General features: G+C 69.4%; 26 protein-coding genes and 1 tRNA gene. 16 read left to right on the top strand and 11 right to left on the bottom strand.

From position 1 onward, the window contains the following. The first annotated feature begins 49 nt into the window (after nt 1-49). Nucleotides 50-122: transfer RNA gene (locus ABT304_RS06220), tRNA-Arg, on the top strand. Between the two features lie 127 nt (nt 123-249). On the opposite strand, the gene ABT304_RS06215 is transcribed toward ABT304_RS06220, so the two are convergent. Then, nucleotides 250-867: a tyrosine-type recombinase/integrase gene (locus ABT304_RS06215; RefSeq protein WP_350713811.1), complete on the bottom strand. Its 618-nt coding sequence runs from the start codon at nt 865-867 to the stop codon at nt 250-252. Nucleotides 868-1,079: 212 nt separating this feature from the next. Here ABT304_RS06215 and ABT304_RS06210 point away from each other — a divergent pair, with 212 nt between their 5' ends. Further along, nucleotides 1,080-1,466 (top strand): hypothetical protein, encoded by a 387-nt coding sequence (locus ABT304_RS06210; RefSeq protein ID WP_350713810.1) that lies wholly within the window; start codon nt 1,080-1,082, stop codon nt 1,464-1,466. Between the two features lie 275 nt (nt 1,467-1,741). Here ABT304_RS06210 and ABT304_RS06205 read toward each other — a convergent pair whose 3' ends face one another. Further along, nucleotides 1,742-2,083: a hypothetical protein gene (locus ABT304_RS06205; RefSeq protein ID WP_350713809.1), complete on the bottom strand. Its 342-nt coding sequence runs from the start codon at nt 2,081-2,083 to the stop codon at nt 1,742-1,744. Between the two features lie 735 nt (nt 2,084-2,818). Between ABT304_RS06205 and ABT304_RS06200 the strand changes: the two genes are divergently transcribed. Beyond that, nucleotides 2,819-2,962, top strand: coding sequence for a hypothetical protein (locus ABT304_RS06200; protein WP_350713808.1), 144 nt, complete (start codon nt 2,819-2,821; stop codon nt 2,960-2,962). Nucleotides 2,963-3,098: 136 nt separating this feature from the next. Here ABT304_RS06200 and ABT304_RS06195 read toward each other — a convergent pair whose 3' ends face one another. Next, nucleotides 3,099-3,608: a MarR family winged helix-turn-helix transcriptional regulator gene (locus tag ABT304_RS06195; RefSeq protein ID WP_350713807.1), complete on the bottom strand. Its 510-nt coding sequence runs from the start codon at nt 3,606-3,608 to the stop codon at nt 3,099-3,101. Nucleotides 3,609-3,736: 128 nt separating this feature from the next. On the opposite strand from ABT304_RS06195, the gene ABT304_RS06190 reads away from it, so the two are divergent. After that, a complete protein-coding gene (locus ABT304_RS06190; RefSeq protein WP_350713806.1) occupies nt 3,737-4,528 on the top strand; it encodes an SDR family NAD(P)-dependent oxidoreductase in 792 nt (263 codons plus the stop codon). A 12-nt stretch (nt 4,529-4,540) separates the two neighbouring features. Here ABT304_RS06190 and ABT304_RS06185 read toward each other — a convergent pair whose 3' ends face one another. Together ABT304_RS06185 and ABT304_RS06180 are read right to left on the bottom strand one after the other, a co-directional pair. After that, the gene (locus tag ABT304_RS06185; RefSeq protein WP_350713805.1) at nt 4,541-4,969 is read right to left on the bottom strand and encodes an anthrone oxygenase family protein; all 429 of its coding nucleotides are present in this window, start codon (nt 4,967-4,969) and stop codon (nt 4,541-4,543) included. Continuing rightward, complete coding sequence (locus tag ABT304_RS06180) at nt 4,966-5,754, bottom strand: NAD(P)H-binding protein (protein WP_350713804.1); 789 nt, start codon at nt 5,752-5,754, stop codon at nt 4,966-4,968. The genes ABT304_RS06185 and ABT304_RS06180 overlap by 4 nt, the downstream gene beginning before the upstream one ends. Before the next feature lie 73 nt (nt 5,755-5,827). Between ABT304_RS06180 and ABT304_RS06175 the strand changes: the two genes are divergently transcribed. From ABT304_RS06175 to ABT304_RS06150, 6 genes are all read left to right on the top strand, one after another. Beyond that, complete coding sequence (locus tag ABT304_RS06175; protein ID WP_350713803.1) at nt 5,828-6,739, top strand: AraC family transcriptional regulator; 912 nt, start codon at nt 5,828-5,830, stop codon at nt 6,737-6,739. Nucleotides 6,740-6,805: 66 nt separating this feature from the next. Then, entirely contained in the window at nt 6,806-7,306 is a 501-nt protein-coding gene (locus ABT304_RS06170; RefSeq protein WP_160026238.1) for a MarR family winged helix-turn-helix transcriptional regulator, read from the top strand. Nucleotides 7,307-7,395: 89 nt separating this feature from the next. Continuing rightward, nucleotides 7,396-7,713, top strand: a complete 318-nt coding sequence (locus tag ABT304_RS06165) for a GNAT family N-acetyltransferase (protein WP_160026239.1) — start codon at nt 7,396-7,398, stop codon at nt 7,711-7,713. Between the two features lie 2 nt (nt 7,714-7,715). Further along, a complete protein-coding gene (locus ABT304_RS06160; RefSeq protein WP_350713802.1) occupies nt 7,716-7,958 on the top strand; it encodes a (4Fe-4S)-binding protein in 243 nt (80 codons plus the stop codon). After that, nucleotides 7,955-8,509, top strand: coding sequence for an NADPH-dependent F420 reductase (locus tag ABT304_RS06155; RefSeq protein ID WP_350713801.1), 555 nt, complete (start codon nt 7,955-7,957; stop codon nt 8,507-8,509). Before ABT304_RS06160 ends, ABT304_RS06155 begins: the two co-directional genes overlap by 4 nt. Nucleotides 8,510-8,529: 20 nt before the next feature. Then, nucleotides 8,530-9,864, top strand: a complete 1,335-nt coding sequence (locus ABT304_RS06150; RefSeq protein ID WP_350713800.1) for a serine/threonine-protein kinase — start codon at nt 8,530-8,532, stop codon at nt 9,862-9,864. A 15-nt stretch (nt 9,865-9,879) separates the two neighbouring features. Here ABT304_RS06150 and ABT304_RS06145 read toward each other — a convergent pair whose 3' ends face one another. Continuing rightward, complete coding sequence (locus ABT304_RS06145) at nt 9,880-11,106, bottom strand: TerC family protein (protein ID WP_350713799.1); 1,227 nt, start codon at nt 11,104-11,106, stop codon at nt 9,880-9,882. A gap of 49 nt (nt 11,107-11,155) precedes the next feature. Continuing rightward, nucleotides 11,156-11,776: a TetR/AcrR family transcriptional regulator gene (locus ABT304_RS06140; RefSeq protein ID WP_160026244.1), complete on the bottom strand. Its 621-nt coding sequence runs from the start codon at nt 11,774-11,776 to the stop codon at nt 11,156-11,158. Nucleotides 11,777-11,837: 61 nt separating this feature from the next. Here ABT304_RS06140 and ABT304_RS06135 point away from each other — a divergent pair, with 61 nt between their 5' ends. Then, the gene (locus ABT304_RS06135; RefSeq protein WP_350713798.1) at nt 11,838-14,537 is read left to right on the top strand and encodes an MMPL family transporter; all 2,700 of its coding nucleotides are present in this window, start codon (nt 11,838-11,840) and stop codon (nt 14,535-14,537) included. Next, nucleotides 14,534-16,624: a YhgE/Pip domain-containing protein gene (locus ABT304_RS06130; protein ID WP_350713797.1), complete on the top strand. Its 2,091-nt coding sequence runs from the start codon at nt 14,534-14,536 to the stop codon at nt 16,622-16,624. The genes ABT304_RS06135 and ABT304_RS06130 overlap by 4 nt, the downstream gene beginning before the upstream one ends. Before the next feature lie 151 nt (nt 16,625-16,775). Here ABT304_RS06130 and ABT304_RS06125 read toward each other — a convergent pair whose 3' ends face one another. After that, the gene (locus ABT304_RS06125; RefSeq protein WP_350713796.1) at nt 16,776-17,468 is read right to left on the bottom strand and encodes a nitroreductase; all 693 of its coding nucleotides are present in this window, start codon (nt 17,466-17,468) and stop codon (nt 16,776-16,778) included. A gap of 214 nt (nt 17,469-17,682) precedes the next feature. On the opposite strand from ABT304_RS06125, the gene ABT304_RS06120 reads away from it, so the two are divergent. From ABT304_RS06120 to ABT304_RS06110, 3 genes are all read left to right on the top strand, one after another. After that, nucleotides 17,683-18,570 (top strand): hypothetical protein, encoded by an 888-nt coding sequence (locus ABT304_RS06120; protein WP_160026248.1) that lies wholly within the window; start codon nt 17,683-17,685, stop codon nt 18,568-18,570. An 81-nt stretch (nt 18,571-18,651) separates the two neighbouring features. Next, on the top strand, nt 18,652-19,419 hold the full coding sequence (locus ABT304_RS06115; RefSeq protein WP_350713795.1) for an SDR family oxidoreductase: 768 nt from the start codon (nt 18,652-18,654) through the stop codon (nt 19,417-19,419). A 9-nt stretch (nt 19,420-19,428) separates the two neighbouring features. Then, nucleotides 19,429-20,643: an acetyl-CoA C-acetyltransferase gene (locus tag ABT304_RS06110; RefSeq protein ID WP_350713794.1), complete on the top strand. Its 1,215-nt coding sequence runs from the start codon at nt 19,429-19,431 to the stop codon at nt 20,641-20,643. Nucleotides 20,644-20,705: 62 nt separating this feature from the next. Here ABT304_RS06110 and ABT304_RS06105 read toward each other — a convergent pair whose 3' ends face one another. Together ABT304_RS06105 and ABT304_RS06100 are read right to left on the bottom strand one after the other, a co-directional pair. After that, a complete protein-coding gene (locus ABT304_RS06105; RefSeq protein ID WP_160026251.1) occupies nt 20,706-20,957 on the bottom strand; it encodes a type II toxin-antitoxin system RelE family toxin in 252 nt (83 codons plus the stop codon). Continuing rightward, the gene (locus ABT304_RS06100; protein WP_160026252.1) at nt 20,954-21,214 is read right to left on the bottom strand and encodes a YlcI/YnfO family protein; all 261 of its coding nucleotides are present in this window, start codon (nt 21,212-21,214) and stop codon (nt 20,954-20,956) included. Before ABT304_RS06100 ends, ABT304_RS06105 begins: the two co-directional genes overlap by 4 nt. Nucleotides 21,215-21,296: 82 nt before the next feature. Between ABT304_RS06100 and ABT304_RS06095 the strand changes: the two genes are divergently transcribed. Beyond that, the gene (locus ABT304_RS06095; RefSeq protein WP_350713793.1) at nt 21,297-22,889 is read left to right on the top strand and encodes a cation:proton antiporter domain-containing protein; all 1,593 of its coding nucleotides are present in this window, start codon (nt 21,297-21,299) and stop codon (nt 22,887-22,889) included. A gap of 50 nt (nt 22,890-22,939) precedes the next feature. Here the strand turns inward: ABT304_RS06095 and ABT304_RS06090 are convergent, their stop codons facing one another. Continuing rightward, on the bottom strand, nt 22,940-25,786 hold the full coding sequence (locus tag ABT304_RS06090) for an FG-GAP-like repeat-containing protein (protein ID WP_350713792.1): 2,847 nt from the start codon (nt 25,784-25,786) through the stop codon (nt 22,940-22,942).

The raw sequence follows: 25,786 nt of genomic DNA, 5'->3' as shown, positions 1-25,786 counted from the left end.
GTCACGGACCATCATCCGCTAATCTTCTACACGTTGCTTCGGTAACACTGCGCCTGTAGCTCAACGGATAGAGCATCTGACTACGGATCAGAAGGTTTGGGGTTCGAATCCCTACAGGCGCGCAGAACGTGTGTAAGTGTGACCAAGACCCCTGACCAGGCGAAACGCCTGGTTGGGGGTCTTCTTCATATCCGCAAGGAGCGCCGGCGTGAGGGCGCTTGCTAACGCTCTGCTAACAGGTCCACGGTTTCAGCGGCCTTCTTCGGTCTCGTCGCCGTGCTCGTCGGTGCCCTTGTCGTCCTGGTCGACGAGGTTGGCGAAGCGGTCCGCGACCTCGGCAGCCTGCTCCGGAATCACGTGGGCATAGTCCCGCAGAGTGACCGAGGGGTCAGCGTGGCCCAGGCGCGCAGCCACGACGTGAACGGGCACGCCGGCCTTGAGGAGCAAGGTCGCGTGGACGTGCCGGAGGTCGTGGAACCGGATGTGGGGGAGTGAGGGACCGCGGGTGGCCTTCGGCTTGGCGTCATTGGTGCCGGCGTACTCCTCGATCGTCTTGGCGAGCCGCTGAGTCGGACCGGTCGGGTAGATCGGCATACCGAGTCCATTGACGAAGACGAGCCAGGTGTCCTCCCACGCCTCACCGGCAACGGCCTGGTCCTTCATCTGCTCCTTACGGTGGGCCTTGAGAGCGGCAAGCGTCACGTCGTCGAGCGACACCCGGCGCTCCCGGCCGCTCTTGGTGGATCCCTCGAGGCGCTGGTTCTCGACTAGACCAGCCGATGCACGGATGCAGATGGACTTGCCCGTCCAGTCGACGTCAGACCAGCACAGCGCCAGGAGTTCGCCTCGACGAGCGCCTCGCCGCATGGCGCGAGACGCCGAGGCTCCCGACCGCAGACGTCAGGATCGATACAAGCGAGACAGCGTCGAAGATGCAGCGCGCCGGATCGATCGAGTCGCCCGGCCCTCTGGTCCGCCAACTGACCTGCGACAGATCTCCGACAACTGATCTGCGACACACCTAGGCGGGCGGATCGCCGGCCCCAAGTGTCCGACGAGGCCGCTACGGTCTGTGGATCATGAGCTACGACGTCCTCGCCTTCGACCCGAACGCCGTGACAGACGCAGACTTTCTCACTTGGTGGGATGAGCAGACCGAGTGGGCAGAGGACCATTCTTATGAGGATCCAGCAGTCACGACGCCGGAGCTCAGAGCGTTCTACAACGACATGAGACAGATATTTCCGTCACTGGGGCCTGATGCGCCGACGGATGACGACTTCGATGGCAACGCCAACCTCGCGGTCGGCCGCGCTGAGTACACCTTTGGCACCTCGTTGGTCTACGTGTGTTTCCGGTGGGGCGCAGCGTCGCAGGCACGTACGACCTTCATCACTTTGGCCGCCAAGCACGGCGTTGCCGTGGCTCTCGTGAGCGACGACTGTTCGATTCTCCGACCAGCCTGACCCGAGCAGCTCCTGCGGTCTGCCGGACTCAAGCAGCCGATCACGACCGGTGTCGCAGATCAGTTGACGGATGCGTGTCGCACATCAGTCGACGGAGCACGGCAGCGCCCGACGTTGCTTCGTGAGAACTTTCTCTACTGACTCAAGGCGGCCTCCGGCCGCGTGCGCGGCCTCCGGGGGCGTGCGGCCTGGCGGCCGGTCCCCCTACGTGCCGCGCAAATGAAGAAGAGCGCCCAGTCCGTAGACCAAGCGCTCACTCTCCACAACCGAGACAATCACCGATATGGGCGACGCCACCCGAGTTCCGGATCGACGTACTCCTCATCGCCCAGCTTCTCCGCGACCTTCGTCCCCAGCCGCAGATTCGGCCACTTCCGCCAGACCTTCCGCCGTCGACCCAGCACCGAGTCCTCGACGCCAGCCTCGACCTCCTCATCCGGAGCACCGAGCGCCTCCGACAAGGCCACCGCATCAGCTCGCCGGTTGGCACGGTTCACCCCGGCCTTCCGAAAAGGAACCGCCTTGCGGGCAGCCTTGTCGTTGTTGCCGTAGTTCGGACGTCGGTCGCGCTCAAGGCTCAGCCGCTTCTTCTCCTGCGGGTTCTTCACGCGACTCATGCACACAACGGTAGAGGAGGGCGAGCTCGGGATGGTCGCAATTACAGGTTGTTGGCTGATGACGAGGGAGGAGGAGGGGTTGCTGTCGGCAGGGACACGCCCCACGACACCTCGAGGCAAGATGGAGTTGGGCAGCGTGGGGGCAAGCCCCCAGACCCCCGCCAATGGGGCCAGGTGCCGGCATGGGTTGCGCTCCGCCCCCGCGGTACGGACTCCCAGCGTGAGAGGGAGGTTGCTAACGCTTCTGCTAACAGGGTCCCCGGATGATCCCGGACGATTCCGGAAACTCGAGGCCGGCGAGAGGTAGCGCTGAGCGTGGACAGGACCCGGGCGGACGGTCGTCAAGTGCCTACGGATCAGAAGGTTTGGGGTTCGAATCTGCCCGGGGCGCGCATACGAGAAGGCCCCTGACAAGGCAGAACGCATGGTCAGGGGCCTTCTTCATATCCTCAAAGAGCCCCGACGAGAGCGCTTGCTTCCCCCTTTGCTTTCAGCGGCACGTCAGCGGCCCTCTGCGGAGTCGTCGCCGCGGTCGTCCTCAGACCTGGTGTTTGTTCGTCGCGTTGTGCGTCTCGACTGTCTGAACCAAGAGGGCGTAGGCCGACCTCGGATGGATCGGGTTGTCGAGGCCGTTGACGAAGACAGTGGCGCGCCCGGGTGGGTCGACATCACCTACCCCAAGCCGGTCAACCGCTACCGCAACCTCGAGCCCATCGAAGCGCTACCGTTCCCGCCATGACCGAGCTCTCGCCCTTGACGCCGCCCGTGCCCGAACGGCTGCTCGGCCTCGCCGTCGTTGCCACGTTCCTTGTCGGCCTGGCCGTCGCCTTCGTCCTGATCGTGCTTCTCATCCGCCACCAGCTCCGGCGAGCCAAGTAGGCCGGCGTACCTCCATTCCAGGCCAGTTCTTTCGCTGATGACGAGGGGTGGGGCGCTGCTGGCTGGTGGGGACAAGTCCACAGACCGCCGCCAAGGGACCAGTTGCCGGAATGGAGAAACGCTCCGGCGCCGCCTGTCACGGTCCGGCGTCGGTCGCGGGCACCCACCCTTCCTCCTCGCGGATGCCCTGCATGATCCGGCGGCCGATCTCGCGCAGCTGTCGTGTCTGTGATGCCGTCAGTCGGTCGAGCACGAGCCTGCGGACGACCTGCACGTGGCCGGGTGAGGCCTGGCGGACCTTCTCCGCGCCGGACTCGGTGAGGATGGCCAGGGTGTAGCGCCCGTCGGCCGGGTCGGGGGTGCGGCGCAGCCACCCTCGCGACTCCAAGCGCGTGGCGGCTCGTGAGAGCCGCGACAGTGTGCTGTTGGCGTACCCGGCCAGCACGCTCATGCGGAGGGTGTGCTCGGGCGACTCTGCGAGGGCGTACAGGATGCCGTACTCGAAGTGGGTGAGCTCCGCGTCGCGCTGGAGCTGGCTGTCCAGCGCCGGCGGCAGCCACTCGAGCACGGTCGCCAGAGCGGCCCATGCCTCCAGGTCCTCGCCGGTGAGCGGGGCGGTCGAGTCGGCGGGACTGTGATCGGGCATGGCGGCAGCGTACGGCATCTGGAGGGGGCGAAGCTGCTCGATTGACTTGCTCAAGCAAGTCAATCTGCCTACTGTTGACTTTCCTGAGCAAGTCAAAGTGGCCGGAGTCGGCCGATGGAGGAGACGAGATGGACATGGCTCTGAACGGCAAGAGGGCCTTCGTGAGCGGGTCGACGCAGGGCATCGGCTTCGCCGTCGCGCGGGCGCTCTCTGCGGAGGGCGCGGCCGTGGTCCTGAACGGACGCACCGTCGATCGGGTGGACGATGCCGTCGGGCGGCTCCGTGCCCTCGTCCCGACCGCTGATGTGTCGGGGATCGCCGCCGACTTCGCTCATCCCGGTCAGGTGCGCGAGCTGATGGGCAGGCTCGGCGAGGTCGACGTCCTGGTGAACAACGTCGGCATCTTCGAGGTCAAGGCCTTCGCGGACATCTCCGACGACGACTGGCAGCGCTACCTCGAGGTCAACCTCATGAGCGCGGTCCGCCTGTCGCGGCATGCGCTGCCCGCGATGCTGGCCGCGGGTTGGGGGAGGATCATCTTCGTCAGCAGCGAGTCGGGGGTGAACGTTCCTGCCGACATGACGCACTACGGAGTGACCAAGGCCGGGGCCCTGGCCCTGGGCAACGGCCTGGCCAAGCTCACTCGTGGCACGAATGTCACGGTCAACACGATCCTCGGCGGGCCGACGTACTCCGACGGCGTCGCGGCGGCCATCGAGAGCATCGCCCAGGGCCAGGGGATGCCGGCAGAGCAGCTGAAGAGCGCCGTCGCCTCGGGCAACACGACGTCGCTGCTGCAGCGCTTCATCGAGCCGGACGAGATCGCGAACCTTGCCGTCTACCTGGCGAGCCCGCTGTCGTCCGCCACCAACGGCGCCGCCCTCCGCGCCGACGGCGGCGTCCTCACCGGCATGCTGTGAGGCCGCGGGCCTCTACCGGATGACCGCCGCGGGCAGGCTGAGCAGGACGAAGGCACCGGTCGCAGTGAGGGTTCGGAGGGTGTGGAAGACCAGCCACGGCTTCTCGAACGAGGACACGGCGCCGCCGTTGGCCAGGGCGTCGTTCAGCGGCAGGTTCGCCGCGAACGTGATGACGACGGCGGCTACGGCCAGGACGGCGGCGCTGATGGAGATCGGGGTCCGGTGCCAGCCGAGGAGGACCAGGGCCAGGAGCGGAGCGCCCAGGAAGAAGGCCAGGAACACCGGGTTGACGATGACCACGTTGAGCCGGTTCATGACCCGTGCGTAGACCTCGTCCGGCTGGCCGTGCAGCGCCGGCATGAAGGCGACCAGGAAGGCGATGTAGATGCCGGCGGTGACGCCGTTGAGCAGCCTCGCGCCGGTGAGTACGACCTCGCTCATGACTGCTCACCCCGGCCGAGGTCGTCGATGCTTCGAGCCGCGCGGCCCAGGACAGCCTCGACGTCGCTGGTCACGTACGCGTTGCGTCCGTCGAGAACCTCCTCGAAGAGGTACGCCAGTCCGGCCGCGTCTGCGGCCGGCAACCCCGCCTCGGTCAGGACCGCGATGTAGTCCTCGGTGGGGACGGGCCGGTAGGTGACGGCCGGTCCGCCGATGGCGTGCGCGGCCTCCTCGAAGGTGAGCAGCTGCGGCCCGGTGAGCTCCAGGACGCGGCCGACGTAGCCCTTGTCGAGGAGGGCTGCGACGGCGACGTCGGCGATGTCGTCGGCGTCGACGAACGGCTCGGCGACGTTGTGCTCGACCATGGTGAGCGAACCAGCCGCGAGCTCGTCCGCGAACGCACCTTCGGTGAAGTTCTGCAGGAAGAAGGCCGAACGCAGGATCGTCCACTCGGCGCCCGAGGCCATCATGGCCTGCTCGGCTCGCTGGGCACCCTCCTCGCCGCGGCCGGAGAGCAGCACGAGCCGACTGCAGCCGGCGGCGACCGCCTGGGCGGCGAAGGCACCGATGATCTCGTCGGCACCCGGCAGGCCGAGGTCGGGCTGGAACGTCAGGTAGGCCGATGCGCAGCCGTCGACGGCCTCGGACCAGGTGGTCTGGTCGTGCCAGTCGAACCGGGGTGCCGAGTGGCGGGTGACGGCACGTACGTCGTGGTCGAGGGTGTGGAGGCGGCGGGCGACGCGCTGGCCGGTCTTGCCGGTGGCGCCGGTGATGAGAGTTGTCATGCCTCTAATCTGGCCTGCGGCGAGCGACGATGGAATACGCCTGGCTCCAGGCAGCATGCGCTATCGTCTCACCATGTCGTCACTGGATCTGCTCATGGACGGTCCGCGCGCCCAGGCCGCCTTCCTGCTGAAGGCGGTGTTCGCCGGCGAGTGGTCGATCACCGCCGAGGACGAGGTGCCGCTCACGGTCATTGCGATCGCACGCGGCAGGGCGGTCTTCACTGGCTGCGAGGGTCCGCAGGACGTGGCGGCAGGTGATGTGATCGTGTGCCGCGGGCCCGCGACCTATGTCATCGCCGACTCGGCCGATCGCCCCGCCGACATCCGGATCCTCCCGGGTCAGGTCTGTGTCGACCCGAGCGGTGCCCTGCTGGCCGAGGAGCTGGCCCTGGGCGTACGCACCTGGGGGAACAGTCGCTCGCCGGAGGCGACCGTGATGCTCATCGGGAACTATGAGCGCGAGACGTCGGTGGGCTCGCTGCTGCTGTCCCGGCTGCCGACCAGCGTGGTGCTTCGCGGTTTCGACACTGCCGTTGTCGACCTCCTGTCCGCAGAGCTGGTGCGTGAGGAGGCCGGCCAGGCGGCCCTGCTCGACCGACTGCTGGACGTACTCGTGGTCAAAGCGGTGCGTGAGGTGCTCTCGGCCTCCCCGGCCCTTCCGGCCGATGATGCGGTGGCCGCGGTGCTGCGAGCGATGGAACAGCACCCGCAGCTGCCCTGGACGGTCGCCGGCCTCGGTGAGCAGGTCGGTCTCTCGCGAGCCGCACTGGCGCGACGCTTCACCGAGCAGGTCGGTGAGCCGCCGTTGGCGTACCTGACCCGGTGGCGTCTCGCCTTGGCCGCGGACCTGCTGATCGGCACGGATCTGACTCTGTCGGCGATCGCCGCCCGCGTCGGGTACGCCAACCCGTTCGCCCTCAGTGCGGCCTTCAAGCGGCTCCACGGGACCTCGCCGACCTCCTTCCGGAGCCGCCACGTCGCCTGAGTCCTGGGTGCCTTCGGCTGCCCGGATCGTTATTACGTCAAGCAACTACCCGCTAGCCTCGTGGGTATGGACGGTCGGCGTACAGCAGCTGGGGAGGTACGCCCGCTGTCGCCCGAGGAGGAGACTGCCTGGCGTGCGCTGGGGCGGGCGGTCGTGGTGATTCCGCGGGTGCTCGACTCCGATCTCATGCAGTCGGAGGGCCTGAGTCTCACGGAGTACACCGTGCTGATGAACCTGTCCGAGGCACCCGAGCGCTCGTTGCGCATGAGCGAGCTCGCCAACTATGTGGCGATCTCGGTCAGCGGGCTGACCCGCGTCGTCGAGCGGTTGGAGCGGACGGGACTGGTCGAGCGGGTCCGTTCGGCGGCCGACGGTCGCGGCCAGCTGGCGCGGTTGACCCCGGCCGGACTGACGTGTCTGAAGAAGGCGTGGCCGGTGCACCTGGAGAGCGTCCGGCGCCACGTGATGGATCATCTCCAGAACGTCGACCTGGTGGCGTTCGCCGATGCTCTCGCGGCGATCGCTCAGGCTGAGGCTGGACCGCCGGTTCGCCGCCGAGGTCGCTGATCATCGGTCTCTGCCCGGACAGCCTTGTCTGCTCAGGTAGGTTGTTTGTGCGCACAAACAAATATGCAGACCGAGCAAGGGGACGAGTGATGACAGACATCGACATCGAGGTGACACACGCCCCGGAGCGTCTGCGCTACGAAGCGCGTGTGGACGGAACCGTGGTGGGGTTCGCGGAGTACATCCTCGCCACTGACCTGATCGTGTTCACCCACACCGAGGTCGACCCGGCGTACGAGGGGAAAGGCGTCGGCTCCGCGATCGCCAGGTTCGCGCTCGACGACGTCCGCGACAGCAGCGAGCGCAAGGTGATGCCGCTGTGCCCCTTCATCAAGGGCTGGATCGGGAACCACCGCGAGTACGTCGCACTCGTCAAGCGAGTGCCCCCGTCGACGGCGAAGGACTGACCATGGCGCGCAAGACCTACACCGGCCCCGTGGTCGACGTCTCCTTCGACGGTGATGTGTGTCAGCACGCGGCCGAGTGCGTACGGGGGATGCCCTCCGTCTTCGATCCTTCCGCTCGGCCGTGGATCGACCCCGCGCACGCCGGTTCGGAGGGGACCGCTCAGACCCTGCGAGAGGTGATCGGTCGCTGCCCCTCCGGCGCCCTTCGCGTCGTCGAGCACCAGGAGAGGTCGTGGTCGGCATGAACATCACAGTGATCGGGCGCGGCAACATCGGCGGCGGACTGGCCGATCTGTGGGAGCGCGCCGGCCACCGCGTGCTCAGGCTGGGGCGAGACGGCGGTGACGCCAGTAGGTCCGAAGCCGTGCTGCTCGCGGTCCCAGGAGCCGCGGTAGAGGCAGCACTGTCATCGGTGACCGGGCTCGAGGGCAAGACCGTGCTCGACGCCACCAACCTCTACGGCGGCGCCCGGCCTCCGGCCGGGTTCTCCTCCAACGCCGAGTACGTCAAGTCGGTCACCGGCGGCGCCACGGCCAAGGCGTTCAGCACCAACTTCGCCTCGCTCCTCGGCCGGGTCGCCGGTGCTCGCGTACGACCGAGCAACCTGTGGTCCGGCGACGACCAGGCCGACGACGTCGTCAGCCGGCTCAGCCACGATGCCGGATTCGAGGCGGTCCGTCTGGGCGACTTGAGCATGGCCGCGACTCAAGAAGGCCTCGCCGGCACGATCTTCGCGATCTCGCAGTCGGGCCTCGGCGAGTTCGTCTACCGCATGGCACCGCCGGAAGAGCTCTGACGCGGCCTCATAATGTGCCGGTGACCCTTCCCCAGATCCTCGGGCGCCTGCGCCAGGTCAAGCCGCTCGGCTCCGGCGGATTCGCCGAGGTGTGGCTCTACCACGACCCGGACCTCGACTCGCCTGTCGCTGTGAAGGTGCTCAGCGCCCAATGGACGCAGGCGGCCGACATCCGGGAGCGGTTTCTGCAGGAGGCGCGCTTCCTCCGGTCGGTCGACTCGCCCCACGTCGTCTCGGTCCACGACATCGGCGAGACGCCGGAGGGAGCGCCCTACTTCGTGATGGCGTACGCCGACGCGGGCAGCGTCGCGGAGCTGATCACCCAGCACCCTCAGGGGATGCCGCCACAGCTGGTGGCCGACCTGGTGGCACAGGCCGCGGCCGGCCTCGACGCGCTGCACGTGCGCTCGGTCATCCACCGCGACGTGAAGCCGGCCAACATCCTGCTCACCGGCGGGTCCGACGGTCGGCTGCGCGCGATGGTCGCCGACCTCGGCGTGGCCCGCGCGCTCGACCAGCACTCGGAGGTGACGAGGCAGATCGGGACGCCCGCCTACATGGCGCCCGAGCAGTTCGACGAGTCGCTGCCGATCGACCATCGTGCCGACGTACGCAGCCTGGGTGCGGTCGCGTGGGCGATGTTCGCGGGCCGCTCGCCCGCGCCGGCGCTGACGGTCGTCTCCCGGGTTCCCGAGCTCGGTACGGTCGCGCCCGTGCCGGCCACGGTGTCGGCGGTGATCATGCGGGCCCTGGAGCCGCGGGCCGAGGACCGCTGGCCGGACGCGGGGAGCTTCGCCGCAGCGCTCACCGCCGCGGCCGAGGGGCGGGCGGTCGCCGTACCTCCACCATCGGACGCGCAGACCGTGCTCCGTTCGCCGTCCCCAACGCCGCAACCGCAGCCGCAGCCGCCCGCGCGCGGCCGGCGCAACGCGGTCCTCGTCGGGGCCGCCGTCGTCACCGCCTTGGTGCTGGGCGGCGCCGCGACCTGGTTCGTGGCGCGCGGTCCGGCCGAGGAGCCGGCCAGCGGCGCGGAGACTACGGCGGGGCAGCCGGTCAGCGGCGCGGAGACCGCGGCCGTCCGGTTCGTCGATGCGCTCCAGGCGGGGGACTGCGAGGCCGCGGGCCTCTACATGCCCGACCTCGACGACCCGGCTGCCTGGGACTGTACCGATGACGCCAACGGCGGCGACGGCTTCTACTACCACATCCTCGACGACCTCGACGCCGACGGCGAGCGGCGGGTCGAGGACCTCGGGGACGGGCTCTTCCGGGTGGTCTGGGTGGATCAGGGCTACGTCAACATGCAGCGCCAGGAGGACAGCCTGTTCACGGTGCAGCAGGTCGTCTGCTGCTAGAAGTCGAACCGGGGCTCATTCGCTGCGCAGGATCTTCGGCGGCCCTGCTGGGGTGGCCTCGCCGCGCTCGACGGCGGCGTTGTGGCTGGCGAGGGCGGCTTCGAGGAGCTCCATGAGCGGGGTCTCTTCGCGGGCGATCTGCAGATACTTCGGGCCGAGGGAGACGATGAGGTCGCGCTCGGCGAGAAGGGCGTTGTGGATGCGCTCGCGCTCGGCCGGGTCGGCGGTGTACTCGGAGTCGAGGTAGGCGGCGGCGTGCCGGCGGGCGTTGGCGATGGCGTTCTTCGCGCGACCGCGCTTGCTGAAGAGCGAGGCAACGATGGTGACGACGAGTACGCCGAGGATGACGCTCAGGGAGAGGCCGGTGCTGATCTCGGCCACGTGCACGGGCTCGCCGTCGTTGACGAACGGGATGTTGTTCTCGTGGAGCGCGTGCAGGATCAGCTTCACGCCGATGAAGGCGAGGATCGCGGCCAGGCCGTAGGACAGGAAGATGAGCCGGTCGAGGAGCCCGTCGAGCAGGAAGTAGAGCTGGCGCAGACCCAGCAGCGAGAACGCGGTCGCGGTGAAGACGAGGTAGACGTTCTGGGTGAGGCCGAAGATCGCCGGGATCGAGTCGAGGGCGAAGAGGATGTCGGTGCCGCCGATGGCCACCATCACCAGCAGCATCGGCGTCAGGATGCGCTTGCCGTTCTCCACCGTGAAGAGCTTGTCGCCGTCGTAGTGCTCGCTGACGTGGAACAGCCGCCGGGCCAGGCGTACGACGACGTTCTCCCCGTCGGAGTGGCCGTCGGGCTTCAGCATGTTGCCGGCCGTCATCAGCAGGATCAGCCCGAACAGGTAGAACACCCAGGCGAAGGTGTTGATCAGCGCGGCGCCCACGAAGATGAACGCGGTGCGGGCGATCAGCGAGAACGTGATCCCGAAGAGGAGCACCTTCTGCTGGTCCTCACGGGGCACCCGGAAGCTGGTCATGATGATCAGGAAGACGAACAGGTTGTCGACCGAGAGCGCCTTCTCGGTGATGTAGCCGGCGAAGTACTCCCCGCCCATCGTGCCGCCGCCGAAGATCAGCACGCCGACGCCGAACAGCAGCGCGATCGCGACGTAGATCGCCGACCAGATGGCCGACTCCTTCAACGTGGGGGTGTGGGCCTTGCGTACGTGGAAGACGTAGTCGAAGCCGAGCAGCCCGACGATCGCGACGACGGTGACCAGCCACACCCATGTTGGTGCGCCCATAGTGACAAACCCCCTGAGAGTCGACCCGAGACGTGGGATCGGCCTCAGCCTAGGCGGAGGGCCTCGGGATCGACAGCCCATCGATGATCTGGGGCAGCGCGTCTTCGAGGAGCCGGTCCGCCCGCGGGTCGTCGTGGCGGATCGTACGCATCGTGACGCTGTGGAGGAACACACCCATCAGCGTCTGGGCGAGGAGATCGGTCGGCATCGTGGAGGTGCGGTCGAGGCGGTCCAGGGCGAGGTCGACGACCTCGACGAGCTGCTCGCTGAGCGCGGTGAACGTCGCCGAGCTGATCTCTCGCGCGTCGGCGTCGCGCAGGCTCTGCAGCACCACCTCGCTCTGCAGCACGAACCAGCGGTCCTGGAGGGGCCGGATCGCGTCGAAGGCCGCGCCGATCAGTGATCCGCTCGAGTCGGCGTCGCTGTGCTCGCCGACGGCGGTGCGTACGGCCTCGATCAGCCTCTCCGACTCTTCCTTGAACGCCTCGAGCAGCACCTCCTCGACGCTGCCGAAGTTGGAGTAGAACGCTCCGCGCGTGTAGCCGGCGGCGCTGACCAGGTCGTCGACGGTGACCCGGCGCGCCCCGCGCTCGACGAAGACGTCGACGGCCGCGGACAGCAGCCGGGCGCGGGTGTTCGTACGTCGCCTGGGGGCCTTCACCTCGGTCATGTAGCAATCCTCACATACGCCAACGATACACTTTTGTATTGAATGCGTTAATGTATTGAACGTGTCCTCCTACCTCTACCGACTCGGCCGACAGGTCGCCCGCCACGCCAAGACCGTGCTGGCGCTCTGGCTCCTGCTCGCGGTGCTCCTGGGTGCGCTGACCGTCTCGCTCGGCGGCAAGCTGCAGAACGACTTCACGATCCCCGGCACCGAGTCCCAGCAGGGCCTGGATGCGCTCACGCAGCGCTTCCCCGAGGTCTCCGGGACCTCCGCCCAGCTGGTCTTCGTCGCTCCCGAGGGGGAGAAGATCGTCGACCACGGCAAGGAGATCCGGGCGGTGCTCGACGCGGTCGAGAAGGTCGACCACGTGGCGACCGTCACCGACCCGCTCGCGAAGGACAGCAGGACGGTCAGCGACAACGGCCGGGACGCGCTCGCGACGGTGCAGTTCGACCTCGGCCTCGACGAGCTCCCCGAGGGTGTGACCTCGGATCTGGAAGACGCTGCGGAACTGCCCGAGGGGTCTTCGCTGGAGCTCCACGTGGGCGGGGATGCGTACTCCGTCACCGGGGTGCACGTCAGCGCGACCGAGGGGATCGGGATCCTCATCGCCCTGCTGGTGCTGGCGATCACGTTCGGGTCGCTGCTGGCCGCCGGCCTGCCGATCCTGACCGCGCTGCTCGGGGTGGCGATCGCGATGGCGGGGATCTTCTCGGTCGCCGCGGCCACCACGATCTCGGCCACCACCCCGACCCTCGCACTGATGATCGGGCTCGCCGTCGGGATCGACTACGCGCTCTTCGTGATCGCCCGGCATCGCAGCCAGCTCGCCACCGGTCTCGGGGTGGAGGAGTCGATCGCTCGGGCGGTCGCCACCGCCGGCAGCGCGGTCATCTTCGCGGGGGTCACGGTCATCATCGCGCTGTGCGGCCTCGTGGTCGCGGGCATCCCGTTCCTGGCGGTGATGGGGTACGCAGCGGCCTCCGCCGTCCTGGTCGCGGTGCTCGTCGCGCTCACCGCCGTGCCGGCGCTCCTCGCCCTCGCGGGCGAGCGGCTCCGGCCCAAGCCTGGGTCTCGGGCCCATCGGCGTGAGGCTGTCGCGGAGGGGCGGCCTCACGCCACAACCCTCGGAGCACGCTGGGTGCGGCTGGTGACCAGGGTGCCGGTGCTCACCGTCGTGGTCTCGCTGCTGGTGATCGCCGTCCTGGCGATCCCCGCGCGCGACCTCGCGCTGGGGCTCAACGACAACGGCAGCGCCGAGCCGGGGACTGCTCCGCGGGAGACGTACGACCTGATCAGCCGCGACTTCGGGCCGGGCTACAACGCGCCGCTGTTCGTGACCGCGGACATCATCGACACCACCGACCCGATCGGGGTGATGGACTCTCTGGGCAAGGCGCTGGGCGCCTACGACGGGATCCAGAAGGTCGCGCTGGCGACACCGAACCGGACCGCCGACCTCGGGCTGGTGGTGATCTACCCGACCACCGAGAAGAGCTCGCCGGAGACGGCGGCCCTGGTCAAGGAGATCCGCGCGGACTCGGCGGACCTGGAGAAGCGGTTCGGGATCGAGGACGTCATGGTCACCGGGCAGACCGCGGTCGCGATCGACGTCAGCGCTCGTCTCTCGGGAGCGATCCTGCCGTTCGGGGCCGTCGTGGTCGGGCTGTCGCTGATCCTGCTGACGATCGTGTTCCGCTCGATCGCGGTCCCGCTGAAGGCGACGCTGGGCTACGTGCTGTCGGTGGCGGCCTCGTTCGGAGTGGTCGCCGCGGTCTTCGAGTGGGGCTGGGGCGCCGACCTGTTCAACGTCGCCAAGGTCGGCCCCGTGATCGCGTTCTTCCCGATCATCCTGATGGGCGTGCTCTTCGGGCTCGCGATGGACTACGAGGTGTTCCTCGTCTCCCGGATGCGGGAGGACTTCGTCCACACCGGTGATGCGCGGCGGTCGGTCGACACCGGGTTCGCTGCCAGCGCCCGTGTCGTCACCGCTGCGGCGCTCATCATGATCGGGGTCTTCGCCGCCTTCGTGCCCAATGGCGACCCGATCGTGAAGCCGATGGCGCTGGGGCTGACCGTGGGCGTGCTCGTGGACGCGTTCCTCGTGCGGATGACGCTGGTGCCGGCGGTGCTCGCCCTGCTCGGGCGGGGTGCCTGGTGGCTGCCGGGCTGGCTGGACCGGCGGATGCCCGTCCTCGACATCGAGGGGGAGGCGCTCGTCCACCATCTCGAGCACGCCGACTACGTCGCCTCGAATGGTGAGGTCGCCGTCCGGGCGCGGCAGGTCGGGGTGCCGGAGGCGCTCGCGCCGCTCGATCTACACCTGCGGCCGGGAGGGCTCGGGATCGTCCATGGGTCCGACCCCGTCGCGCGATCCGCCGCGCTCGCTGCCCTCACCGGGCGGCTGGGCTTCTCCGGACAGCTGGTGGTGCTCGACCGGCTGCTGCCGGAGGAGGCGGGGGCGGTACGCGCTCGGGCCGCTCTCGTCAGCGACGTCGCGGAGGCGCTCCGGCTCGTGGGTGCCCGGCGCGTGCCTGCGCTGGTCGCCATCGACAGCCCGACCTCGCTCGACAGCGGGCAGCTCGCCGCGCTGTCCGCGCTGACCTCACGGGGCACGACGGTCCTGCTCGGGATGCCGTCGTTGCCCGCGGTGCCGCAGGTCGCGGAGGCGCTCGCGCATGCCGCGCCCGCACGCACCTCACCCGATCCTGAGCTCACCGACCCTGCGGCTTCGGTCGCCGACCTGGAGACAGTCCGATGAAACGTACGAAATCATGGTGGTCGGGCCGCCGCCTGGTGGCGGCCGCGATCCTGCTGCCGGTCGTCGTGACGGCGCTCGCGCTCGTCGCGCTCAGCGACCGCACCGAGAACCTCGACAAGGTGCCCGCCGCGGTGGTCAACCTCGACGAGCCGGTGACGACGGGGAGCGGGAAGGACAAGCAGACGGTCTACGCCGGCCGGGCGCTGGCCGCGGACCTCGTCTCCTCCTCGGGCTCGTCCGCGAGCCCCACGCTCGGCTGGGAGCTGACCGATGCGGAGGACGCGCGGGAGGGTTACGCGGACGGGACGTACGCGGCCGTGATCACGATCCCGAAGGACCTGTCCAAGACGCTGTCCGGCGTGCAGGGGAGCGACCCGAGCGCCGGCCGGGTCACTGTGGAGGCCTCCGACGCCTCCAGCGAGGTGACCGCCGAGATCGCCCGGCAGGTCGCGCGGCAGTCGGCGTCGACCCTGGGGCGTACGGTCACGACGACCTACCTCGACGGGGTCCGGGACGAGACCGGGAAGCTCAAGACCAGCCTGACCGACGCCGCCGACGGTGCCGACCAGCTCGCCGACGGGGCCGCTGCCGCCGACTCGGGGGCCGGGAAGGTCGCCGACGGCGCTCGGTCGCTCAGCTCGGGTGCCTCCGGGGCTGCCGACGGCGCCTCGCAGGTCGCGGGCGGGCTCGACACGCTCGCGGGCGGGACGGCGCGGCTGGAGTCGGGTGCGGGATCGCTGGCAGGGGGAGCGGGCAAGGCGTCGAAGGGCGCCTCCTCGCTGGCTGCCGGAGCCGACGAGCTCAGTGGCGGGCTGAACCGGCTCGAGAGGTCGACCGCCGGGCTCCCGTCGCAGACCTCGTCGCTCGCCGCCGGTGCCTCACAGGTGTCGGAGGGAGTGGCCGGCTACACCCAGCTCGCCAAGGGATGGGCGCAGGCCTGCGCGAGCGACCCGCTGCTCGCGGCCTCCAAGCCACAGCTGTGCGGCGCCACCGCCGCGGCGGTCGGCTCCGGTGGCGGGCAGGCAGACCAGCTCGCCGCAGGCGCGGAGCAGGTCGCCTCGGGGGCCTCTGCTCTGTCGCAGGCGGCTCCTGAGCTGAGCGGAGGGATCTCGTCGGCGGCGGACGGCGCCGGGAAGGTTGCGTCCGGGGCGTCCCAGGTCGCCGACGCCAACGCCCGCCTCGCCAAGGGGGCGCGTGAGCTCGAATCCGGCCTCGGCAAGACCAACGACGGCGCCACCGCTCTGGCCTCCGGAGCCGATCAGCTCGCCTCCGGGACCAAGCAGCTCGAGAGCGGGTCGGCCTCGCTGGCCTCCGGCGCCGACTCGCTGGCCTCCGGTACGTCCTCGCTGACCGAGGGCGCCGACTCGCTCGCCTCGGGGCTCGACGACGGTGCCTCGCAGATCGCGGTTCCCGGTGAGAAGCAGGCCGAGGTCGTCGCCGACCCGGTGCAGGTCTCGGTCGCTTCCGAGACCTCCACCTCGGGGGCGACCCGGTTGGCGCCGGCGGTGATCGCGCTGGCGCTGTGGCTCGGTGCGCTCGCGATCTACCTGCTCCGTCCGGCCTTCCCTGCCGGGCGGCTGCGGGAGGCGCTCACGGCGCGGCGGCTCACCTTCGCCGGGCTGTGGCCGGCGGCTCTCGTCGGGCTGGCGCAGGCGGTGCTCCTCGTGGCTGCCGCTGCGCTTCTCGGCGCCGATCTCGCGTGGCCGTTCGCCACGGTCGGGATCGCGGTGCTCGCCGCGTCGGTGTTCGTCACGGTCCACCAGGCCGTCGTCGCGCTCGCGGGCCAGCGCCGTGGCTGGCTGATCTCGCTCGGCTTCCTCGCCCTGCAGCTCGTCTCCCTCGGCGGGCTGCTGCCGGTCGCCACCGCGTCCGCGCCGTTCGGTGCGCTCGCGGGCATCCTGCCGGTCCCGCTCGCCGCCGAGGCGCTCCGCGGGGTCGCCGTCGCGCAGAGCGGTGCCGCGGTCGCTGCGCCGGTCGGCGGCCTGGTCCTCTGGCTCCTGCTCGCGGTGGCGGTCAGCCTCTTCGCGGCGGGTCGGGCGCAGCGTACGTCTGTGGCGGAGATCCGGGGTGTGGTGGCGGCGGGCTGAACCGCTGGTCGAACATGCGTCGGTCGAGCCGCGAGCGCCAGCGAGCGTGCCGAGACCAACACAGTCGAATCGAGCGCCGAGGGGACTGTGTTGGTCTCGACACGCCTTCGCCTAGCGGCTCCGGCGGCTCGACCAGCGAGACTACGCCGGCTCAGAGCGAGGTGTCGTGCAGCACGATGTGCTCGTCGAGCGGGGCTCGGCCGACGTCGAGCCGGTTCACCGCGGCGTCGGGGTCGGCGGTGCCGAACGAGATGCCGTAGAGCAGCTTGCGGTTGGCGGGCAGGCCGAGGTGGTCGCGGACGGTGTCGGCGAAGAGGCCGTGCATGCCCTGGGGCACGCCGTGGTAGCCGCGGGCGGTGAGCGAGAGCAGGAAGTTCTGGGCGTACATGCCGACGTCGTTGGCAGCGCGTACGACATCGCCGAGCTCCGGCACGAAGAGCAGGGCCACGTGCGGAGCGCCGTAGAAGCGAAGGTTCTCGGCGACGGCCTTGGTGCGGCCCGCGACGTCCTCACGGGCGATGCCCAGGGCGCCGTAGAGGACGGCCCCGGTCTGCTGGGACCGCTGGACGTGGACGCTGTCGTCGGCACCGTACGTCGTGGTGAAGTCGGGGCTCATCTGGCCGGCCTCGAACGCCTTGAGCATCGCCTCGCTGAGGCGCTCGCGGGCGTCACCGGAGAAGACATGGACCTCCCACGGCTGGGTGTTGCTGTGCGACGGAGCGCGCTGGGCGTCCTCGAGCACACCGCGGATGTCGTCGGCGGGCACCGGGTCGGGCAGGAAGGCTCGCGCGGAACGGCGCGAGCGGATCACGTCCGTGAAGGTGTCGACGGCGGTCGTGGTCACAACAAGTTCCTCTCAGGTCTGCCGAGGCCGGTGGCCTCGATCCACTTCTGACCCAAGACGGAGGGACTCTCCGGTATTCCTGGTGATGGTGCCGAGGTGGCCCATCACACAGTCCGTGCGCCTACCCGGTTCGGGTGATACCCGGGGGTCGGGCGGCGGCCTTTACCGAGGCGCGTCAAAGACTCGAGGTCCGATCTATCTGAGGGGGAAACCCATGATCCGAAAGCTCGTCTGTGCGGTCGCGGCGGGGGTCGCCGCGGCGGCGCTCTGGTCGATGCCGGCCTCGTCTGCACCGTTGTTGCAGCTCTCCGGCGCGATCTTCACCACCGACGTAACCGGCGCGCCCGTCAACCTGAACCACTACGCCGCCAAGCAGGACGTCTATCTCAACGGCGGTCCTGGCATCAACGCTCCCGATGACGCCGCCGGCCTGCCTGCCGGGATCTACGCCTTCCAGGTGACCGATCCCTCCGGCAAGACGCTGCTCTCCACCGACGCCGTCGAGTGCCGTCTGGTCGAGGTCGACGACAGCGGGCGCTTCGTCAGCGTCGCCCCGAGTGGTGCCTGCGCTCACGCGACCGGCACCGACGCCGAGGACGGCGGCATCACCGTGCAGCTCTTCCCCTACCTCGACACCCCGAACAACGGTGGCGAGTACAAGGTCTGGCTGACGCCGTACGACGCGCTCGACCCGACCGCTCCGGGCAACCGGCACGGTTTCGTCCCGTCCGACAGCAAGACCGACAACTTCAAGGTCAAGGCACGGGCGATCGTCGAGATCGACACCCGGTTCTCACGCCACGGTGGACCGTTCATCGACGGTCTGGCTGCCGAGTGGACCGACACCCTGGGTGCTCACAACGTGAAGTACTCCGAGTACAACCCGGCGGTCCTCGCGTTCCACGAGGCACACGTCGAGGCCGCTGAGGCGGGTCTGCACAAGATCACCGTGACCGACCAGGTCGGCTGCGAGATCGATGACGTGCACTACGCCGGGCAGACCTTCCTGCCCGACGCGAACGGCTCGGTCACCGTCCCGATCCAGGTCAAGAAGCACATGAGTGGAGACCACACTTACTGGGTGGACGTGCACTGCGTCTGAGGCGCTGCGCCTGACCCTCTGATCCGGTCACTGCGACCATCAACCTAGCATTTGCTTGGTAGCCGCTCTAGACTGCCGCACATGGCAGTCGAGATCGACTTCAGCGGCAAGGTGGTCGCGGTGACCGGTGGCGCGCGCGGCGTGGGCGCCGGGATCGTCGCGCGGTTCCTCGAGGCCGGTGCGGAGGTCGAGATCTGCGGCCGGACTGCTCCGGCTGAGCTTCCGGTGATCGACGGGCGCAAGCCGGTCTTCTCCCAGGTGGACGTGCGGGATCCGGAGCAGGTCGCGGCGTGGATCGCGGCGATCACCTCGCGGCTCGGGCGGCTCGACGTGGTGGTCAACAACGCCGGTGGCGCGCCCTACGCCGACTTCGCGACCGCGTCGCCGCGGTTGCACGAGAAGATCTCGGCGCTCAACTTCCTGGCCACCGCCTACGTCAGCCAGGCGGCGTACGAGGCGTTGAAGGCCTCTCGCGGCTCCGTCATCAACATCAGCTCGATCTCGGCACGGCGGCCCAGTCCCGGGACCGCGGTCTATGGCGCGGCGAAGGCGGCCGTCGAGAGCCTGACCGGGTCGATCGCGGTCGAGTGGGCCCCGGACGTACGCGTCAACGCCATCTCCTGCGGGCTCGTCGCCACGCCGGGGTCAGAGGACCACTACGGCAGCCCGGAGCAGCGCGCTGCGGTGGCCGCGACCATCCCGCGCGGTGTCTTCGCGACCCCCGAAGAGGTCGGCGACGCCTGCCTCCTGCTCGCCTCCCCGCTCGCCGCGCACGTCACCGGCGCCGTCCTCGCCGTCGACGGCGGCGGCGAGTGGCCCGCCTTCCTCCAGCACACCCCCAACTCCTGAGGAGCCTCCATGCCCGAAGCCGTCATCGTCTCGGCAGCCCGCTCACCCATCGGCCGCGCCTTCAAGGGCTCGCTGAAGGACCTGCGTCCCGACGTGCTGGCCGAGCAGATCGTACGCAGCGCTCTGGCGTCGGTCCCGGAGCTGGACCCGACGCAGATCGACGACCTGATGATGGGCTGTGCTCAGCCTGCGGGGGAGCAGGGCTACAACATCGGCCGGGTCGTCGGCGTACGTCTGGGGCTGGACGCCGTGCCCGGCACCACGGTCCACCGCTACTGCGCATCCTCCCTGCAGACCACCCGGATGGCCTTCCACGCGATCCGCGCGGGAGAAGGGGATGCGTTCGTCTCCGCCGGGGTGGAGTGCGTGTCCCGCTACGAGCGCGGCAAGGCCGACGGGGTGCCGGACACCAAGGCCGAGGAGTTCCTCAAGGCGGGTGAACGCGGCGCCGCAAGGGTGGCCGCCGGCGAGGCCTGGACCGACCCTCGCGACTCCGGCGACCTGCCCGACTACCACCTCGCGATGGGCGAGACTGCCGAGAACGTCGCCGAGATGTGCGGCGTCACCCGCGAGGCACAGGACGAGTGGGGCGTACGTTCCCAGAACCGCGCCGAGGCCGCCGCTGCCCGGGGCTTCTGGGAGCGGGACATCACGCCGGTGACACTGCCGTCCGGCGAGGTCGTCGCCGCCGACGACGGGCCGCGAGCCGGGGTCACCCTCGAGAAGGTCGCCGGCCTCAAGCCGGTCTTCCGCGAGAACGGCACCATCACCGCCGGCAACTGCTGCCCCCTGAACGACGGCGCGGCCGCGCTGGTGATCATGAGCGACGTACGCGCCGAGGCGCTCGGGATCAGGCCGCTCGCGCGCATCGTGTCGACCGGAGTCTCCGGGCTCTCGCCCGAGATCATGGGCCTCGGGCCGGTCGAGGCCTCCCGCCAGGCGCTCGCTCGCGCCGGGCTCACTCCCGACGACATCGACCTGGTGGAGATGAACGAGGCCTTCGCCGCCCAGGTACTTCCCAGCATCGCCCAGATCGGCCTCGACCCCGAACGGGTCAACGTCAACGGCGGCGCCATCGCCCTCGGCCACCCCTTCGGCTCCACCGGCGCCCGCCTCACGACCACACTGCTCCATGGCCTGCAGGAGACCGGCGGCCGCTACGGCCTGGAGACCATGTGCGCCGCCGGCGGTCAGGGCATGGCGCTGGTGATCGAGCGGCTCTGAGCCACGCTGGTCGAGCCTCGACACGCCTCTGCCCAGCGGCTCCGGCGGCTCGACCAGCGGGGCTAGACGCTGCGGCGACCCAGGTGGATGACTGCGACGGTGATGCGACGCTCCTCGACCACGTAGACGATGCGGTAGCGGCCGACGCGAAGGCGGTAGCGGTCCTTGCCCCAGGCGTAGGCGCCGACGTCGCGCGGGGTCTCGGTCAGGGTGTCGACGGTGTCGAAGACCTGGATCAGGCCGATGGGGTCGTCGTCGACGTACGCCTCGGCCGACTGCAGCGCTTCGTCGGCCCAGACGACTTGATAGGTCACTCGCCGACGGGGCGGTCGAGGCCGAGGGCACGCCGAGCCTCGGCATGCGGGGTGTAGCTGACCTCGCCGAGCTCGCGACGCAGGGAGTAGCGCGCGAGGGCGAGGTCGTCCTCGAGATCCTCGATGCGCCGCTCGTGATCGTTGAGGTAGGCGCGGATGGCCTCGCGGGCGATCTCCTGCTTGGACCGGTTCTCCGTCCTGGCACGGTCGGTCAGCAGCCGGTCGTCGGCCTCGCTGAGTCGCAGAGTCATAGCCATGGACCCACTGTAACCCGAAGTGGTATCACGCGGTATCGTGCGCCTGTCGGAACGTCGAGTTTCACCCTGGGGGAAGTCCAATATGACGCTGACCGCGCTCTATCTGCTCGTCGCACTCGGAGCGGGGCTGGTCGCGATGTTCCTCAGGCTCCCGCCCCTGGTCGGCTTCCTGGCCGCCGGGTTCGGGCTGCACGCCGCCGGCGTCGGAGAGATGGCCGGGCTGCACACGCTGGCCGATCTCGGCGTCACGCTGCTCCTGTTCGGGATCGGTCTCAAGCTCGACGTCCGATCGCTGCTCCGGCCCGACGTCTGGCTGAGCACCTTCGCCCACCTGGGCTTCAGCGTCATCATCGGGGTCGGGATGCTGGCCGGCATGGCGCCGCTCGGGTTCGCGCTCCTCGCCGACGCCGACCTGGGCGAGATGGCGCTGATCGCCTTCGTGCTCTCCTTCTCCTCGACCGTCTTCGCGATCAAGGTCCTCGACGAGCGCCGCGACAACAACACCCTCTACGGCCGGATCGCGATCGGTGTGCTGGTCATGCAGGACATCGTCGCGGTCGCGTTCCTGACCATCTCCAAGGGCCACTGGCCCTCGCCGTGGGTCTTCGCGCTGGTGCTCCTCCTCCCCGGCGCCTGGCTCGCCCACCGCATCTGGGACCGGATCACCTCCGCCGAGCTGACCGCGCTCTTCGGTCTGGCGATCGCGCTCGTGCCGGGCTACTGGCTCTTCGAGACCGTGGGGCTCAAGGGCGACCTCGGGGCGCTCGTGGTCGGTGCCCTGCTCGGGTCGCACGCCAAGGCGCCGGCGCTGGCCAAGCTGCTGTTCAGCACCAAGGAGCTCCTGCTCATCGCGTTCTTCCTGAGTATCGGACTGACCGGGGTGCCCTCGCTCGAGGACCTGGCGCTGGCCACCGTGCTGCAGCTCCTGCTGCCGCTGCAGGCCGCGGCGTACGTCGTGATCTTCGTCCTCATGGGGCTGCGCTACCGCACCGCGACGCTGGCCTCGTTCACGCTGACCAACTACTCCGAGTTCGGGCTGATCGTGATCGTCATCGCCTCCGCGACCGGGCTGGCCTCGGCGCAGTGGCAGACCGTGCTCGCGGTCGCGACGTCGCTCTCGTTCCTGGTGGGCGCCGTCTTCAACGCGTACGCCCCGAAGCTCATCAACCTGCTCAACCGACTGCTGCCGGAGCGGAGGCCGGAGCGGCTCCAGGAGGCGGACCGGCCGATCCACCTCGGCGACGCCAAGGCGCTCGTGGTCGGGATGGGCCGAGTGGGGCGTACGACCTACGAGGAGCTGCGCGACACCCAGGGCTACCACGTGCTGGCGGTCGAGCACGACTCGGTGCGGGCCGACTCGCTCAAGGAGGAGGGCTTCGACGTGGTCGAGGCCGACGCCACCGACCAGGACTTCTGGGAGCGGGTCAAGAAGGGCACCGGCATGGAGCTGGTCGTCCTCACCATGCCCTTCCACGGCGACAACCTGCTCGCCATGGACCTGCTCCAGAAGCTCGGGTTCACCGGCACCGTCGCCGCCATCGCCCTGCGCCCCGAGGAGCGCGACGAGCTCAAGAAGCGCGGCGCCCACGCCGTCCTGAACCTGTACGCCTCCGCCGGCTCCGACCTCGCCGAGAAGGCGATCCGGGTCAACCAGGAGCGCCAGCTCTCCGCGTGAGCCGTGAAGCCGAGAGTGGCCCAAGGGCCCTCTCGGCTTCACAGCCCCGGTCAGCCCAGCAGGTTGTAGCCCGACAGCGCACCCAGGTACGTGCGGGTCACGCCGGTGCCGGTGCTGTTGCGCTCCAGCGCATAGATGTAGCTGCCCGAGCGCACGATCAGGTCGCCGCCCGAGCCGGCCCGCAGATCGCGGACGCCGAGCACCGCGTCATAGCCGGACAGGTTGATCGACAGGGTCTGCGTGGAGACCAGGCCGCCGGGCCCGTTGCTCTCGTGGACGACGGTGCTGGTGCCGTTGACGAAGAGTACGTCCGGGGTGTTGCTGCTGTTCCAGCGTCCGACGCCGACCAGGCGGGTGCCGGAGGCCGAGGACTTCATCGTGATCGACGTGCCGACCTTGGCCGAGCCCTTGCCCGGCCACAGCTTGATCGTGCCGCCGGAGGTGCGGCCCATCAGGTCCGGATAGCCGTCGCCGGTGATGTCGCCGACGGCGTCGATGACGCTGACCGTGCCGAGGCCGGTCGCGATCGTGACGGGGCTGGTGAACTTGCCGGTGCCGTAGCCCCGGTAGAGGCGTACGGAGCCGTCGGACATCTTCGCCAGGAAGTCGCCCTTGCCGTCGCGGTTCCAGTCGCCGGCGTTCATCAGTGCGGTGGCGCTCGTCAGGGTGATGCCGCTGTCGACCGGCGCGGCCAGGCTGAGCCGGCCGCTGTTCGGCTTGACGTAGAGCGTCGAGCCGGACTTCATCACCAGGTCCGGGAGGCTGTTGCCGACGAGGTTGACCGCGCCGACGAGGGTGCGGTTGATGTCCGCGTACGGCCCCAACGGCTTGCCGAAGCCCGAGCCAGAGGCCGGGTAGATCCAGCCGCGGTTGGAGCCGTCGCGGCCGATCAGGTCACCGCGGCCGTCGCCGGTGAAGTCGCCGTAGCCGCTGATCTGGACCAGCGAGGACCACGACGGGCTCTGGGTCGCGAGCTTGATCGGCGAGCCGAACGTACCGCTGCCGGAACCCTTGAAGTAGTAGAGCGCCCCGGACTTGCGGCCGATCAGGTCGCGCTTGCCGTCCTTGTTGACGTCGCCGGTCGCGGCGAGCTTGTCGAAGCCGCTCAGCGAGCGCGTCGTACCCGCCCGGCTGAACCCGCCGGCGCCGTTGCCGGTGTAGCGGACCAGGTAGCCCTTCGCGTTCTTGCCGATCAGGTCGTTGGCCGAGGTGCCGCCGATGTTGCCGGTCGCGGTGATCTTGGAGACCCCGTAGAAAGTGCTCTTGCCGAGGTTCTTGAAGACCGCCGCGAAGGTGCCGTCGCCGCGGCCCTTGCGGATGCCGGCCGAGCCGTCGGTGCGGACCTGGATCAGGTCGGCCTTGCCGTCGCCGGTGATGTCCGGGGTGACCACGGCCTCGCGCACGGTACTGCCGACCGTCGTGGACGTCTTGGTCGAGTTGAACCCGGCGAACCCGCCCGTACGCAGCGTGAAGATCCGGCCGTCGGAGGCCCGTCGTGCCACGAAGTCGGAGTGGCTCGTGCCGGCGATGTGGGACTCCAGGTCGCGGCCGCTCCAGCTCTTCTGGAGGCTGCCGGCGAGGTTGCGGATGTCGGGGAGCTTGGCTTGGAGGTTTGCGCCCGGGCAGACGGTGGAGTCGGCGTCGCGGTGGCCGTTGATCGCGTGAGGGAAGACCGTCGGCGTCCAGGTCTCGGTCCCGTCGGCTTTCTTCGCGTAGCGGGTCAGGGTCACGTTGGTGGCGTTGGCGGTGACGCCGTGGAGCGAGAGCTTCCAGGCGAAGAGGGAGCCGTACGCCTGGATCATCGCGTCCGTGGGCTGGTTCTGCGTCGCGCCGGCGTCGTTGAGGCAGCCGTTCGCGACCGTGTCAAAGCAGCCGAGCACCGAGGCACCGAAACTGTCGAAGTTGTAGCCGCTGGTGTGAGCGCCCTCGACCGGCAGCGCGACGCCGCCGTAGCGGCCCTCCCAGATCCGGCCGAACCTATCGAGGAAGAAGTTGTAGCCGACGTCGCGGTAACCGCGGGTCTTCACGTGGAGCGCGTATACACCCTGAATGATGCTGGGGACGTCAGCCTGGGTGTAGTTGTTGGTGCCTGCGGTGTGATGAACGAAGCCACCGTGGATCTGACGGTAGCCAACGGTCTTGTCCGTACGGAGCGACTCGTCGGCGCCCCACTGCGCGCGGCTGTAGATCGTCGGGCTCGAGGTGTAGGTCGACGCGACCAGGTTGAGGTCGGAGTCCTTGCTGCCGTTGTGGACGTTGGTCGCCCGGGGCTTGTCCTTGTCGGTCTCGATCTCGGGGAGCTCCTCGACCGTGTCCTCGGGCTTGCCCGGCTCGATCACCGCGAGCTCGAGGTCGCCGGGGATCTCGGCGGCGTCAGGGACGATGATCCGCGTCTGCACCTGGTCGACGTGCCCGGCCAGGAACTCGTCGGTGCCCGGGCGGACACCCTTCGCCTCCGCCGTGCCGGCGTCCGGACCGTGGTCCTCGGTGTCGACCACCATCGGGCTCCACGACGACCACACGTCGTCCTTCAGGGTGCGGATCTCGGGGCGTACGTCCTCGGCGATCTCGCCGGACCAGGTCACGCCGACGACGCCGAAGCCGGTGACGTCCTGTGGCTCGCTCTTGATGACGTCGGTGCGGGGCTTGTCGACCTTCGTCGCGTGCTCGGTCGCCTTGCCGGCCGAGGTGGTCAGTGCGACCTCCTCGACGTGAGACTCCACCGAACCGGCGGGCAGGGTGGACGGCTCCCTGTTCGCGGCGGCGAACGCGGCCAGCGGGCCGGACGTGGTCGGCTCGGCGGTGGCGGAGTTCAGCGTCAGGGGGATCGCCACTGCGGCCGCGCCGAGAATGAGGGTGGTGCCGGAGAGGGACGCGATCGTGGCGCGTCGGGGCAT

The sequence above is a fragment of the Nocardioides sp. NPDC000445 genome (genome assembly GCF_040300245.1).
Taxonomy (GTDB): Bacteria; Actinomycetota; Actinomycetes; order Propionibacteriales; family Nocardioidaceae; genus Nocardioides.
This window is presented reverse-complemented; position numbering and strand designations above follow the sequence as displayed.